General features: G+C 57.9%; 10 protein-coding genes. 8 read left to right on the forward strand and 2 right to left on the reverse strand.

Annotated elements, in window-relative coordinates; genetic code table 11:
* The first annotated feature begins 169 nt into the window (after nt 1–169).
* Entirely contained in the window at nt 170–2,203 is a 2,034-nt protein-coding gene (locus tag RDA78_RS04730) for an acyltransferase family protein (RefSeq protein WP_434054204.1), read from the forward strand.
* A 56-nt stretch (nt 2,204–2,259) separates the two neighbouring features.
* Here RDA78_RS04730 and RDA78_RS04735 read toward each other — a convergent pair whose 3' ends face one another.
* Both RDA78_RS04735 and RDA78_RS04740 read right to left on the reverse strand, forming a co-directional pair.
* Nucleotides 2,260–3,156, reverse strand: coding sequence for a hypothetical protein (locus tag RDA78_RS04735; protein WP_434054205.1), 897 nt, complete (start codon nt 3,154–3,156; stop codon nt 2,260–2,262).
* A 252-nt stretch (nt 3,157–3,408) separates the two neighbouring features.
* Nucleotides 3,409–5,358 carry an acyltransferase family protein gene (locus RDA78_RS04740; RefSeq protein WP_434054206.1) on the reverse strand — a complete coding sequence of 650 codons (1,950 nt, stop codon included), beginning with the start codon at nt 5,356–5,358 and terminating at the stop codon, nt 3,409–3,411.
* Nucleotides 5,359–5,948: 590 nt separating this feature from the next.
* Here RDA78_RS04740 and pseB point away from each other — a divergent pair.
* From pseB to RDA78_RS04775, 7 genes are read left to right on the forward strand one after another with little or no spacing between them, the layout of a single operon-like run.
* Nucleotides 5,949–6,947, forward strand: coding sequence for a UDP-N-acetylglucosamine 4,6-dehydratase (inverting) (gene pseB, locus RDA78_RS04745; RefSeq protein ID WP_434054207.1), 999 nt, complete (start codon nt 5,949–5,951; stop codon nt 6,945–6,947).
* Nucleotides 6,947–8,104: a UDP-4-amino-4,6-dideoxy-N-acetyl-beta-L-altrosamine transaminase gene (gene pseC / locus RDA78_RS04750; protein ID WP_434054208.1), complete on the forward strand. Its 1,158-nt coding sequence runs from the start codon at nt 6,947–6,949 to the stop codon at nt 8,102–8,104. The genes pseB and pseC overlap by 1 nt, the downstream gene beginning before the upstream one ends.
* Nucleotides 8,101–9,708, forward strand: coding sequence for an aldo/keto reductase (locus tag RDA78_RS04755; protein WP_434054209.1), 1,608 nt, complete (start codon nt 8,101–8,103; stop codon nt 9,706–9,708). The genes pseC and RDA78_RS04755 overlap by 4 nt, the downstream gene beginning before the upstream one ends.
* Entirely contained in the window at nt 9,705–10,502 is a 798-nt protein-coding gene (locus tag RDA78_RS04760) for an SDR family NAD(P)-dependent oxidoreductase (RefSeq protein WP_434054210.1), read from the forward strand. The genes RDA78_RS04755 and RDA78_RS04760 overlap by 4 nt, the downstream gene beginning before the upstream one ends.
* Nucleotides 10,499–12,043: a UDP-2,4-diacetamido-2,4,6-trideoxy-beta-L-altropyranose hydrolase gene (gene pseG, locus RDA78_RS04765; protein ID WP_434054211.1), complete on the forward strand. Its 1,545-nt coding sequence runs from the start codon at nt 10,499–10,501 to the stop codon at nt 12,041–12,043. The genes RDA78_RS04760 and pseG overlap by 4 nt, the downstream gene beginning before the upstream one ends.
* Complete coding sequence (gene pseI / locus RDA78_RS04770) at nt 12,043–13,098, forward strand: pseudaminic acid synthase (RefSeq protein ID WP_434054212.1); 1,056 nt, start codon at nt 12,043–12,045, stop codon at nt 13,096–13,098. Before pseG ends, pseI begins: the two co-directional genes overlap by 1 nt.
* A gap of 45 nt (nt 13,099–13,143) precedes the next feature.
* Entirely contained in the window at nt 13,144–14,052 is a 909-nt protein-coding gene (locus RDA78_RS04775) for a hypothetical protein (RefSeq protein WP_434054213.1), read from the forward strand.
* The last annotated feature ends 28 nt before the right edge of the window (nt 14,053–14,080 follow it).

Here is a 14,080-nt window from a genome sequence, read left to right on the forward strand (position 1 = left end):
CGGCCAGTCCAGGGCCTGGCGATCGATAGCTCGGCTCAACCACGAGCCCGGTTCCACGCAAGGCGCAGTCCGGGGCAGGCGGGCTCGACCGGCGGCAGACGGATCTGCAATTGGCATAGAGCATGGGCAAAAACGCGGCCAACCGGATAACGCGACAACCAGGAAATGCATGAATTACCGAGCGGATATTGACGGATTACGCGGGGTGTCGGTGCTTGCGGTCGTGTTGTTTCACGCGGGCTTCGACACGTTCTCCGGCGGCTTTATCGGTGTTGATGTCTTTTTCGTTATTTCAGGCTATCTGATAACCGGGATCATACTTTCAGATCTCAACAGCAACAGTTTTTCGCTTCCGGTTTTCTTCAGGCGGCGCATTCTGCGAATTGTTCCCGCACTCTTCGCCGTTCTCATCGCAACGGTATTGGCGGCAAGCCTTCTGGTGCCAAACAGCTATCAGGTCGGTATACAGGAAAGCGCGGGCGCGGCGGCTCTGTTCGTCTCAAACTTCTACTTTCTTGCACAACGCGGGTACTTCGAAGTCGCCGCTCAGTTGCAACCGCTCCTGCATACGTGGACGCTCGGCGTCGAGGCACAGTTTTACCTGCTCATGCCTTTCCTCTTGTTGCTGGTTTCCCGCGTCCGGCGCGCAAACCCTTTGCACGTCGTTCTTCTCCTGTCGGTCGCCAGTTTCGCTTTTGTAACGATTGCAGTTCAGCTTTGGCCAAGCTTTGCATTTTTCATGCTGCCGACACGCGCGTGGGAGCTGTTGCTCGGAAGTGCCGCGGCCTGTCTCGTTCAGCAAAATCGGACCCCGACATTGTCCAGGGTTCAGCGGGAGTTGGTGCTTGGGTCGTGTATTGTGCTGATTGCCGTTCCTGTCTTTGCCTATAGCGAAGCGACGCCGTTCCCGGGACCCTACGCACTGGCACCGACACTGGGCGCAATGGGAATTTGTCTGATAGGCGCGCAAAAAACTTCGGTGATCTTGCTGCTGAACAACCGGTTTCTTGTTCCGGTTGGCCTTGCCAGCTACAGCATTTATCTCTGGCATCAGCCCCTCTTCGCCTTTGCACGCATGCGCTCGGTAGAGACGCTGTCGTGGGATAGCCTCTTCCTGCTCATCGCCGTGAGTTTCATCGCGGGGTTCCTGTCATGGCGGCTCATCGAAAGGCCGTTCAAGAACGGCGTCATTCTGGGCAAAAACGTCACCGCCATTCTTTCGGCGCTCGGGATCGTCGTCCTTTCGTTTGCCTCCGAAGGCCTCGCGGTCCGCGCCAGAAATGCGGACGATCAGACCGTTGTTGTCGCAGGCCAGACAATCGAGATCCCAAAAGTTTTCAGGGGCATCGTCGTTGCCGAACGAAACTGTTCCTTTCCCGAACTCGATGGCGATGTGTGCATCCTGCCAGGTGCGCGTACGCCGGAAAGCGGACCCCTGAAGCTGGTGGTCCTGGGCGACAGTCACGCACGGGTGCTTTCGGAGGCCATTTATGAGCGGAAACCGCTCTACTCGGAGCTCGCGGACCTGACGGCCAGCGGCTGCCCGTTTTTGCTCGGACTTACCGCCTATTACGGCGACGGCGAGGTCAGTGAAAAATGCACGGCGGAGTATCAGTCCCGGCGACTGGCGTTCCTGCAGCAATATGCAGATGAAGACACGGTGATCGTCCTGAGTGCACGGCTGCCATTGTATCTTTTCGGCCACGATTTCGACAACACTGTTGGCGGACCTGGCGTAAGAACACGCCGCCTTTACATGTCAGAAGACGGCGAATTCAATTCGCCTGATCACGAAGCAAATTTTCTCCGATCACTCGAGAAATCGGTTCAGGCGCTCGAGCAGCTCCGCGGCTCGGTTGTTGTGGTCCTGCCGACGCACGTCAATGGCTGGGATCCAAATGTCAGGGCGAAGCTGATTTCGGCACAGGTTTCCAATCTGGAACAGCTGGAAAAAGAGCTGGAAATACCGCGGGGGCCAGTCGTTCAACGAAACCGGAAAATCGACGACCTGCTCATCGGAATGTCCAACCAAAGTCCCTCACTGATATCGATCAACCCTCGCGATTTTACCTGTTCGCAGGAGCGCGATACCTGCTCCAGTCTCAGGAACGGCGTCTTCCTGTTTCAGGGCAGCGATCATCTTGCCCTGCCTGCCAATCGGTGGATTACCGACCAGATTGAAAGCCAAGTGTCTGGGCAGTAACGACAACGAGCAGGGCTGCCGTCGCAAACAATCCGGCGACCGCGCATCGGGCGTGCCTATGCGGGCTCCCAGACCACGCAACAGGTTTCCTGGATCGGGAGTTGGTAAAAGCCTTCCCTGGAAACGTGCAAGATCCGCACAGCCCCTTCGGCTTCCAGTTTTTCCAAGCTCGACAAGAGCGAATTCTGGTACCGGACCACACGATTGTAGGCGAGGTTCACAAAGTCTCTCGGCTTATATGGATTGAGCAGCTCGACGACCGGCTCGAAGTGGACTACCCGCCTGGGCCTGCAAGCCAGGATACGGCGCAGCACATCTTCGGTCCCGTACTTTATCTGTTCCAGACAGTGATAGGTGTAGACAACGTCATCGGCGATCTCGATGTCATCCTCGAGCAAGTTGGCCTGATCGAAACGAACATCCGGCACATTGAAATGGCGTGCGATCCTGTTTGCCGCTTCAACGCCTTCGGGGGTCAATTCAAATCCTCTGAGTGGAAATGGGAAGTCCACACTCTTGAGCCCGAAAATGTTCCGGCCCCAGCCGCATCCAAGTTCGGCGACTGTGACCGGGTCCGAAAAGGGTTTCACAAACGACATCAGCGTACTTTTCAGATGATCCAGCCGAAAATCCAGATAAGACCGCCTCGGCACGATCATCCACTGGCTGTCCAATGTCGAGATGATCTGTTGATCGCCCCGCGGGTTCAGGAACTCAGACAGGCTCTCATGTCCCAGCCATTTTTCCTGCCGGAGCACCTTTCCCCAACTGCTGTTGTAATTTTCCGTGACGTCTGAAGGATCGGAAGACTTTCGACGGTTGCGCAGCGCGTTCCGGAACCGCAGCCCCAGTTCGGAAACGAGATCGTAGTAATCGCGCACCGAGCCAATCCGCTGAGCGTCTTTCGGAAACAGAACTGTTGATTTTCCGGGGTCGATCGGCGGTGTACCCATCGCATTTGTCTCCGGTGGGAGTTTGGACATAGCAGCGAGTCTGGAGAGCCGTGTTCACGAACACCGTGCCAGATGCACTCGTTTCACGGCTGCAATAGCTCATTATCCAACCGAGGGCTAGAAAATATGCTCAGTCTCCCAGGTCAGCGCACTGCGGAAAAAGAGGCCGAACGGGATGGCCAACGCGACCGGCGAACCGCGTGAAGGTGCACCGGGATCCGGTTCGTTCGAGCACCTCGCCTGCCGCGCGCCTTACCGGGGCGCGGTGATCTCTCCCTTGACCCGTTTGTAGAGGTCTGACGCCTTGCCCACATGCGCGGCCCCTTCATAGGACAGGTGATGGCCGTCATTATAGAGAAACGTGCCCTCCGGCATCATGCCGCAACCTGTTTCAGAACACAGAAGGTCCGGCAAATAAAGGGAATTCACGCCAGCACTTGCGGCCTTGAAAATCTCGATACGATCGCCGGCGGACCGCAACATATCTTCAGTGTCCATATCGCAATGCGTCGGCTCCCTGCCGAAGAGCACGATCCGGTAGTAGCAATAGCCGATATTGATGCCGTTCGTCGGCGTGAACGAGTAAAGGAAGGGCTCCATGTCGCGCGCGCGGATCCAGTCAACCAGCCCGGTCAATCCGGATGCAATCATGCGGGAATCGGATCGGATCACGCTGTCTTCGCCGTTCAGGACCTGCTGGCCTCCCTTGAAGTCAAGCAAAGCGGAAGCGAGAACAACATGTTCCACGGTTTCATTGTTGTCCAACCAGTCCATGACACTGCGGTTGAACGCAAGGCAGTTGCGGGCCCAGTCGGCACCTCTTCGTGCGCTGGCAAGTTCAAGCAGTGCCGGGCAACCGCTGCCGGAAAACTGAATGATGGATGCATCCGGGTTTGCAGCCAGAACGGCACTGGCAGCATGTCGGGCATGTGAGTCTCCCCAGACCGCTATCGTCGGCGTGGGCGAGGTCCTGCAATATTCCGCGCCATCCCGCCAACGGCCGCAGTCCGTCGAGACGCCGAAATTCCTCCTGAGACGCGTATCCATGTCGATCACGGCGGCCGACCGGAATGGCAAGGCCTGTTTTCCATGGATGACGGTCAGACGCGAAGACACAACAAACACCAGCGCGGCTGAGACACAGACGGCGACAAGCTGAGGCGCTCCCCTGGCAAAACGCCGCCGGCGAACCGGAGTCTCGACAAGAATGTAGGAGACGGTCGCAAGCAGGACGCACAACAAGATGAGCGCGGCGTATCCCAGATGTGAGATGTTCTCAGCACCAAAAACGAAGCCGGAATACACAAAGACCGGTTGGTGCCACAAGTAAAGGCTGTAGCTGACCAGCCCCAGAAAAACGAGGGGCCTCATCGACAGAAGTTTTCCGACGAGGGTCTGCCCGTCGGCCATCGCCAGAACCAGTACGGTGCCCGCAACCGGTATCAACGTCCAAAAACTCGGATAGGCAAACTCGGGTGTCAGCAGTGTAACGGAAACGCCTATGGCAACGACACCGGACAGGGCTGCGGCTTCACGCCAGATGCGGGGGACGCGGCCCAGCAATGCAGTGCTGACGGTCGCAAGAAGGCAACCGGCAGCAAGCTCCCAGGCCCTTGTGAACGGCAGGAAGTAATTCACCCGCGCGTCTACTGCCGAAAGATACTGGGCAAGGACGATGCTCGCCACGAAGACGATGATCAGACCGGTGACAAGGGCCCTTCGCGACCACGCCAGAAGCAGAACAAAGAATATCGGGTAGACAATATAGAACTGCTCCTCGATCCCAAGGCTCCACGTGTGCAGCAGGGGCTGGAACTTGTCCCCAAGGTCAAAATAGCCGCCCTGACCCATGAAATGAAAATTGGAGAAGAAGAGAACAACAGTGATCGTTGTTCGAGCGAAATCCCGCAGCCGTTCGACAGGCAGAAACGCGTATGAGAACAGAAAGCAAAAGAACAAGACCACAAACAGGGCCGGCAACAGCCGGCGCATGCGCTTCACGTAGAAATCGAAGAATGAAAAGTTCCCTGCCGCATGATCCCGCAACAGAATGCTGGTTATCAGGAAGCCGCTGATCACGAAGAAAATATCGACACCGACGAACCCGCCCGAAAATGCTTCGAACTTCGCGTGTGAGAACAAAACGGAGGAAACGGCGAGTGCCCGAAGGCCATCGATTTCAGGCCGGTAAGCTATGCTCATCGTTTGTGCGATACTATCGAGTTGGTCATTTTTGTATTTGCTTCAATCAATTGACAATCTGCGGTTCACCGAGCGCTTGAACCGCGGAATTGCATCAACAGGGCCCACAGTACTCAGGGGCCTTCTCCATTCCCTCTCCGGCACGCAAGTCTCGACCGGAGCTTCGCACCACAGGCCTTTCACCCACGTTCAGCCTGTCGCGCATGTCGCGACACAACGTTTAACTTTTCAACGGACCCAAAGTCGAGACCAAACGTTGGACGTCCCGTCTGTCCGCCATTCCGGCAGGCCGATCTGGCCGCTTGTTGTTGACACGGTTCAAGTTTTCCTGCAACGCACTGCCGCCAGGGTACAAAGGAAAAACAGCTGAGATCCGGGCCAAATACGGATACGCTGCTGTTTTTTCCGGGCGGTGCCGTGGTTATCTTCTGAGCCGACTGCGCGTCTTGCTAGACAACCATAGTCAATGCCTTTAAATCGCGTAATCTTCCCAGGAAAGATCGTCCCGTGCCTCCGGTGTGTTTGGCACAGCCCGAATTGGACCGCAGACTAAGAGTTAGGCCCCGCTCAAAATGCTGAAAGACCCCTTGTTGTTCGAAGGTAAAAACATTCTGCTAACCGGCGGGACGGGCTCCTTCGGCCACGCGTTCGTCCGCCTCACCCTCGAACAGCACAATCCCAACAAGATCATGATCCTGTCGCGGGACGAAATGAAACAGTGGGAAATGGCCAAGCTGTTCCAGAACGATTCCAGGGTGCGCTTCTTCATTGGCGACGTCCGCGACCGGGAGAGACTCTATCGGGCCATGAACGGCGTCGACTACGTCGTTCACGCGGCAGCCAGCAAGATCGTGCCGACTGCGGAATACAATCCGTTCGAATGCGTGAAAACGAATATCAACGGCGCCATGAATGTGATTGATGCCGCGATCGACAACGGCGTGAAGCGCGTGGTGGCGCTCTCAACAGACAAGGCGTCCAGTCCGGTCAATCTGTACGGGGCCACCAAGCTCGCCTCCGACAAGCTGTTTGTTGCCGGGAATTCCTATGCAGGCGGCGACGGCACCAGATTTTCCGTCGTGCGCTACGGCAACGTCATGGGATCGCGGGGCTCGGTGATCCCCTTCTTCATGTCAATCAGGAACGAAGGTGTGCTGCCGATCACCGATCCGCGCATGACACGCTTCATGATCACGCTCGACCAGGGTGTGGAACTGGTCTGGCATGCTTTCGAAGACATGGTCGGCGGCGAAATCTATGTGAAGAAGATCCCTTCCATGAAGGTTACGGACATCGCGAGGGTGATCGCACCGGAAGCCAAGACCAGAGTTGTCGGAATCCGACCGGGCGAAAAGCTGCACGAGCAGATGGTTGGCGCCGAAGACGCATTGCACACATACGAATACGATCACCACTACAAGATCCTGCCCAGCATTCACAACTGGGACACGACAAGCGAACGCATCAAGGACGGCCGCAAGGTCGCAGAAGATTTCGTCTATTCCAGCGACAACAATCCCGACTGGATGAGCGAAGAAGCCCTGGCGTCGTGGATTGACGCAAACCGCGGAAAAATAGGCGCGATCTGATGATACCCTACGGCCGCCAGAGCGTTAGCCAGGACGATATCGACGCCGTGGTCGGCGTGCTCAAATCCGACTTTCTGACGCAGGGAAGCGTGCTCCCGGACTTTGAGAAGGCAGTCACGCACAAAGTCGGTGCGGCGTTCGCCGTTGCGGCCAATTCTGCCACGTCGTCCTTGCATTCGGCCGTCGCGGCGCTCGGGCTCGGACCGGGCGACCTGCTCTGGACCACGCCGATTACCTTTGTCGCAACAGCCAATTGCGCGAGATATCTTGGCGCCGATGTCGATTTCGTGGACATCGATCCGGCAACCTTCAACATGTGCCCGGATGCGCTTGAAGAAAAACTGATTGCCGCAGAAAAATCCGGAAGGCTGCCGAAGATAGTCGCCCCGGTGCATATGTGCGGGCAATCACCTGACATGAGACGTCTGTCGAGCCTTGCAAGGCGCTACGGCGTCAAGATTGTCGAAGACGCAAGCCATGCGATCGGAGCCTCCTACGAGGATCAGCCGGTCGGCTGCTGCACCTATTCGGACATCACCGTTTTCAGCTTTCACCCGGTGAAGATCATAACGTCGGCCGAAGGCGGCATGGCCCTCACGAACGACGCCGAACTCGCTGAAAGGATGCGGCGGTTTCGAAGCCATGGTGTGACCCGGGATCCGGGCCTGATGCGCGGCGAATCAGATGGCCCGTGGTACTATCAGCAACTGGAACTCGGGTACAATTATCGGATGACCGAGTTGCAGGCCGCGCTGGGTCTGAGCCAAATGGATCGCCTCGATGCCTTCGTCGAGAGCCGGAACTCGTTGGCCGACCGTTACCACACGTTGCTCAAAGACCTTCCTTTGACGCTGCCTGTCTGCCGCGAGAATTGCCGCTCATCCTATCATCTCTATGTCATTCAGCTTGAAAGCCAGGCGGAAGATGCAAGGACACGCTTTTTCAACAGCCTGCGCAGCAACGATATCGGCGTGAACGTCCACTACATCCCGGTTCACCTTCAACCCTATTACCGCGATCTCGGGTTCAATCCGGGCGACTTTCCGAAATCCGAGCAATACTATCGCTGTGCGGTCTCGATCCCGCTCTATCCCGATCTGACGCATGCACAGCAGGACTATATTGCGGAGGTGATCGCGCGCGAGATTCCCCGGTGACCCAGATCATCATCCAGGCGCGAACATCCTCACGCCGGTTGCCGGGAAAAGTGCTCCTGCCGATCAACGGCATTCCGATGGCGATCCTCGTTGCGCAGCGTGCCGCGAATACCGGACGGCACGTCCTCATCGCGACATCGGACGATCCAAGCGACGATCTTCTGTGCGCCTGTGCGGCCGACTACGGCATCCCGACCGTCCGGGGGTCTTTGGAAGATGTGCTCGGGCGATTTGCGCGCATCGTGGCTGATCTTTCCGATGACACACCCGTTGTTCGGCTGACAGCAGACAATCCCGTGCCCGACGGCGCGCTGATCGACGAAGTCGTAAACCATTTTGTATCCGAGGGGCTGAATTACATCCGAACGAATGGCGAAGGTTCCGGGTTGCCCCATGGCGTCAGTCTTGAAGTCACCCGGGCCGGCCTCCTGAAGCAGGCGGCGGCATCGGCGCGTTCCAGTTTTGACCGGGAGCACGTCACTGCCTGGATCAGGTCCCAGGGCGACGATGCTCTCTACACCGCACATGCTCCAAGAAACCTGGACACCCGATCGGTAACCGTCGACACGATTTCGGACTACCTGAAGATCGCAAGCCTGTTCCGGACCTTTCCCGATCCTGCCGGCGTTTCATGGATCGATCTCGTCGGTTTACTCGGGGAGACGGAGACCGAACCACCCGCGATACCCGATCTTGTGCTCGGCGGCGCCCAATTGGGCATGGCTTACGGGGTCACCAACGACACGGCGTTTTCCGAGAGCCGATCGCTCGAGTTGCTCAATTGCGCGGTCGAGAACGGCCTCAAGTGCGTTGACACTGCGCGGGACTACGGGCTGAGCGAGCAGATCATCGGACGCTTTCGAAAAGGCTCTGCCGACAACGACATCGAGGTCGTGACCAAGCTCAGCGCGCTTGATCCGAGCGTTGCACCGGAAGCCATCGGCCCACTCGTGGAAAACAGCGTTCTGAGATCAATCGTCAATCTCGGTACCGAGACGCTCGGCACGCTGCTGCTCCACCGGGCCGAACATCTCGACGCACATGGCGGAATTGTCTGGAAGCATCTCCTGAAACTGAAACACGGGGGACAGATTGCGCGCCTCGGTGTCTCTGTTCAAAACCCGGACGAATTGCTCAAGGCGTTGACTTTCGAAGACGTGGAACATTTGCAGATCCCGGCCAACCCGCTCGATCATCGCTGGGAGGACGCGCTCGGCGCCCTGCGGGCGGCGCGGTCACTCAGAACGATCACCGTGCATGTCCGGTCTTCCCTGTTGCAGGGTCTTTTGACAACCGGAGACCCGACCCTGTGGGCGCGCGCGCATGTCAGCGATGCCAAGCCCATCGTGGAGTGGCTCGGCGCAATGCGGAAGCAGACGGGGCGGAGTTCTGTTGCCGACCTGTGTTTCGCCTGGGCGCGCGCGCAGGATTGGGCCGACGCCGTCGTTGTCGGCAGCGCGTCGCAATCCCAGTTGCTTGAAACCATCGCGCTGTTCAATACTTCCACCTTGAGCGACGAACAGCTCAGGCTCATTGGGGACACGAGACCTGTCGTTCCGGAGCAGACCCTCGACCCCGCAAAATGGAAACGGCCGTTCGAATGACCCCTGCAGGAACATTTTCACTAAACGGCAAAACGGTATTGCTCACTGGAGCAACGGGACATCTGGGCACCGCCATTGCACACGGCCTCGGCGCGGCCGGTGCGGAAGTCCTGCTTACGGCAAGGCAGGAACAGCAAGGTGAGAAACTTGTCTCAGAACTTGCGAAGGCGGGCATCAACGCCAGGTTCTTTGCCTGCGATCTGACGGATGAGAACGGCATTGACCGTCTCGTAGCCCACGCAGCGGACGCTCCCGTGCATGGTCTTGTCAACAACGCCTACAGCGGAGGCGCGGGCAGCGTCGAAACCGCGTCGCCGGACGCATGGCGCGACGCTTATGAAGTCGCCGTGATTTCCGCTCAGAGACTTGTTCAGTCGCTGCTGCCGAACCTGAGACATGCTGCGGCATCGGCCGGAGAGGCGTCTGTTGTCAATATCGGATCAATGTACGGAAACGTGAGCCCCGACATCGCCATTTACGCCGGCAAATCCTCCAGCAATCCGCCCTTTTATGGCGCAGCCAAAGCGGCGCTCGGCCAGTTCACCCGTTACGCAGCCTGTGAGTTTGCCGCCGAGAACATTCGGGTGAACACGCTGTCTCCGGGACCCTTTCCCTCGCCGAAGGTGCAGGCCGACGCCCCCGAACTCGTCGGCAAGATTGCGGGCAAATGCCCCATGAAACGGACCGGACAACCGCACGAACTCGCAGGGCCCGTCGTGTTTCTGCTGTCGCCGGCGTCTTCCTACATCACCGGAGCCGATCTGGCGGTGGACGGGGGCTGGACCTCTTGGTGACGCCGCTGAAAGTTGCGTTCAGGGCGGATGCCTCCCTGCAAATCGGAACGGGGCATGTCATGCGCTGCCTGACCCTGGCCAGCACCTTGCGACACGCCGGCTGCGAATGCCTGTTCGTGACACGAGACCTTCAGGGACATCTGGCGGAGCAAATTGAAGCGCTCGGCTTTCAGGTGAAACGCCTGCCTGTTCCCGAGCCTGGATTTGAAACATCCTCCGGTCCGGCGCATGCCGCCTGGGCGGGTGTCTCCTGGCAGGTGGACGCCGCCGAGTGCCAGGCCGCTGTCGCGGCCTTCCAACCAGACTGGATCGTGCTGGATCACTACGCTTTTGATGAACGTTGGGAGCGGGAGCTTCGGTCGAATGCCGATTGCAGGCTGCTCGTCATTGACGACCTTGCGGACCGCAGACACTGCGCTGACCTGCTGCTTGACCAGACAGCCGGACGATCGGAAGAGGATTACAGAGATCTTGTACCGGCCAATTGCAAGATCCTGGCCGGTACACGGTATTCGCTGTTGCGGGAGGAGTTCTCCAATGCCCGCCCAACAGCGCTTCTGGGCCGCAACCGGCCGGCCGTTCGCAACATATTGGTGACGATGGGCGGGGTCGACCTGGACAACGCCACAACCGGCATCCTCACAAGTCTCGCAGAGGCCGGGTTGCCCGAAGAAACCCGCGTTACCGTGGTCCTCGGACGACATGCGCCGAACCTTGAGACGGTGCGGGAAACTGCCGCAAACGTCCCGTTCAGCTGCGATGTGTTGTGTGATGTCGGCAACATGGCAGACCTGATGTCAGAGGCCGACATCGCAATCGGCGCTGGGGGCACGTCAACCTGGGAGAGATGTTGCCTCGGACTGCCCTCCATTATCGTTGTCCTGGCTCAGAACCAGTCGGAGGTCGCGCGCGTCGTGTCCCGGTCTGGGGCCTCGCTTGTCGCCGACAGTCTCCGGTCAAACGTCCTCGCCGAGGCGCTTGACCGTTTGGCTTCCGTTGCATTCAGAACGGAAATGTCTGAAAGCGCTGCTGCAATCTGCGACGGAGACGGAAGCTGGCGCGTGGTTTCCCAGTTGCTGACCGGAGATCTGGATCTGCGACCTGCCACGATCGGCGATGCCAGGCGGGTGTTCGACTGGCGCAATGCCATCCAGGACGAGAGCTTCTTCCTCAGCAACGACAGGCCGACATACCAGCAGCATTACAAATGGTTCGAGACCGCACTTGCCGATCCGCAGCGCCAAATGTTGATTTGTATGATCGGCGGCTGCGGGTTGGGCTACCTGCGTTTCGACAAAACCCCGGACAACGGCGCCGAAATCAGCATCTGCCTGGACAGGCTTGCACAAGGTCAGGGAATTGGTACAAAAGTGCTGCAAAAGGCTGAAAACTATGCGATCGGCATGCGTGTCGGAAAACTAAGAGCGAAAATCAACGTAGACAATCACGCATCGATCAGGGCGTTTACAAACGCCGGTTTCCGGCCGCACTCGCAAGACGGCCCGTTTGCAACCTACCAACTCACGATTCAGGGTGTTTGATGTCCTTTGCTATCAACGATCGAAACATCGGCCATGGAAACGCTCCGTATGTGATCGCGGAACTGTCTGCCAATCACAACGGCAATCTTCAAAACGCGCTGTCGATCATCGACATCGCCAAGGATGCAGGAGCGGACGCAGTCAAGATCCAGACGTATCGTCCCGATACAATCACGTTGAAGAGCGATGCTCCGGAATTTCAGATCGGCGACGGTCCCTGGAAAGGACGCAGTCTCTATGAACTGTATGACTGGGCGCACACACCCTGGGAGTGGCACGAGAAGCTGTTTGCGCACGCGACCGACCGCGGCATCAGCATTTTCTCCTCACCATTCGACTTCACTGCCGTCGACCTGTTGCAGGATCTCGGTGCCCCGGCCTTCAAGATCGCCTCTTTCGAGGCCATTGACCTGCCCCTGATCCGCTATGTTGCATCGAAGGGCAAGCCCATGATCATTTCCACCGGCATGGCCAACCTCCAGGAAATACAGGAGGCGGTGACCGCCGCCAAAGACGGTGGATGTGAGGATCTCGCCTTGCTGCTCTGCGTCTCAGGATACCCGGCACCGCCGTCGGACTACAATCTGGCAACCCTCACCGACATGATTTCCAGGTTCGATGTGCCGATCGGCCTCTCCGACCATACGCTCGACAACACGACGGCAATCGCTTCGGTCGCACTCGGGGCCTCCATCATCGAGAAGCACATCACGCTCGACCGGACGGGTGGCGGCCCTGACGACAGCTTTTCGCTTGAACCGACAGAATTTGCAGCCTTGTGCAGGGACGCGAAGACGGCCTGGACCGCCCTTGGCCGCGTCGCCTACGGAGGCAAATCAAGCGAACGCGGAAATGTGCAGTTCCGGCGATCGCTCTATTTCGTGAAATCTCTTTCAGCAGGCGAGACCATAACTCCCGACGCGGTTCGCTCGGTGCGCCCGGGCTACGGCGCCGCGCCCAAACACCTCGACGCCATCCTTGGAAAGAAGGTCCGCGAGGCTGTGGACGCCAACACGCCCGTGAAACTCGACGCCATCGAAATGAACACCGACTGAGGCACTCTTGCAGGACACGGAAGCCGAAGTTTCCGGGACAAGGACATGATGCGCTTATTCCGCCGCTCCAAGCCGAAGACCAAAACGGTGGACACGTTTCAATACACCGTTCAGGAACTGAACAATATCAAGTCCACATCGGATCGGCTTTCCAGCATCGGCGTCAAGCCGATCACCCGGGAATTCACGAAACGGAAAACCTCCGATACCCTGTTCATCCTGGGCAGCGGGCCCAGTATCAACGAACTGACTTCCGACGACCTCGAGATGATCGGCACACACGATTCCGTCGGTTTCAACTGGTGGATGATCCACGATTTCGTGCCCAGCTTCTATCTGTTTCAGTTCCCTCCCAACCGGGAAAAGAACATCTCGGATCTCCTGAGCGACCGGAGGGCGCAATACCGGGATGTTCCCTTCATGCTGAGAGGCAGTCTGCTTGGCGCGCATGCCGACAAGTACGTGCCGATCATCGAAAGCGTTTTCGACAAGGAAAGCACCTATTTCATGAATGAATTTCCGATTCATTCAAAGTGTGAAATAGACCCGGACAAACTGATCGAGTTCACCGCCAATCTGGGTTTCTTCAAGCACGACCACATACCGCCATATTTCGTCAAGTGGCGCGGCAGCCTGGGTCTGCTGACCTCCTTCGGATATGCAATGGGCTACACGAAGATCGTCCTTTGCGGAATCGACATGAACGATGTGACCGCCGGACAGCACTTTTTCGACATTGAAGACTATGCGGACGCGCGCGCGAAATACGCCTTGCCGGGACCGCATGAGCACAATATCCACACGATGATGGATACGTCCCACTCCAAGAACACCGTCGGCAGTTACATCGACGCCCTCAACAGTCATATGCGCGATCGGAACGAGTGCGCGCTTTTTGTCGCCTCAAATCAATCGTCGTTGTCGTCGGTGCTGCCGCTTTGGAAATTTGCATGACAGTGCCGGACCCAATTCGACCGCACAA

It is taken from the genome of Roseibium sp. (genome assembly GCF_051016195.1).
Lineage (GTDB): Bacteria > Pseudomonadota > Alphaproteobacteria > Rhizobiales > Stappiaceae > Roseibium.

What these genes read in the sequence shown, in the direction of transcription:
- RDA78_RS04730 (WP_434054204.1), top strand. Translation starts at nt 170, where the DNA reads ATGAATTACCGAGCGGATATTGACGGATTACGCGGGGTGTCGGTGCTT.
- RDA78_RS04735 (WP_434054205.1), bottom strand. Translation starts at nt 3,156, where the DNA reads ATGGGTACACCGCCGATCGACCCCGGAAAATCAACAGTTCTGTTTCCG.
- RDA78_RS04740 (WP_434054206.1), bottom strand. Translation starts at nt 5,358, where the DNA reads ATGAGCATAGCTTACCGGCCTGAAATCGATGGCCTTCGGGCACTCGCC.
- pseC (WP_434054208.1), top strand. Translation starts at nt 6,947, where the DNA reads ATGATACCCTACGGCCGCCAGAGCGTTAGCCAGGACGATATCGACGCC.
- RDA78_RS04760 (WP_434054210.1), top strand. Translation starts at nt 9,705, where the DNA reads ATGACCCCTGCAGGAACATTTTCACTAAACGGCAAAACGGTATTGCTC.
- pseI (WP_434054212.1), top strand. Translation starts at nt 12,043, where the DNA reads ATGTCCTTTGCTATCAACGATCGAAACATCGGCCATGGAAACGCTCCG.
- RDA78_RS04775 (WP_434054213.1), top strand. Translation starts at nt 13,144, where the DNA reads ATGATGCGCTTATTCCGCCGCTCCAAGCCGAAGACCAAAACGGTGGAC.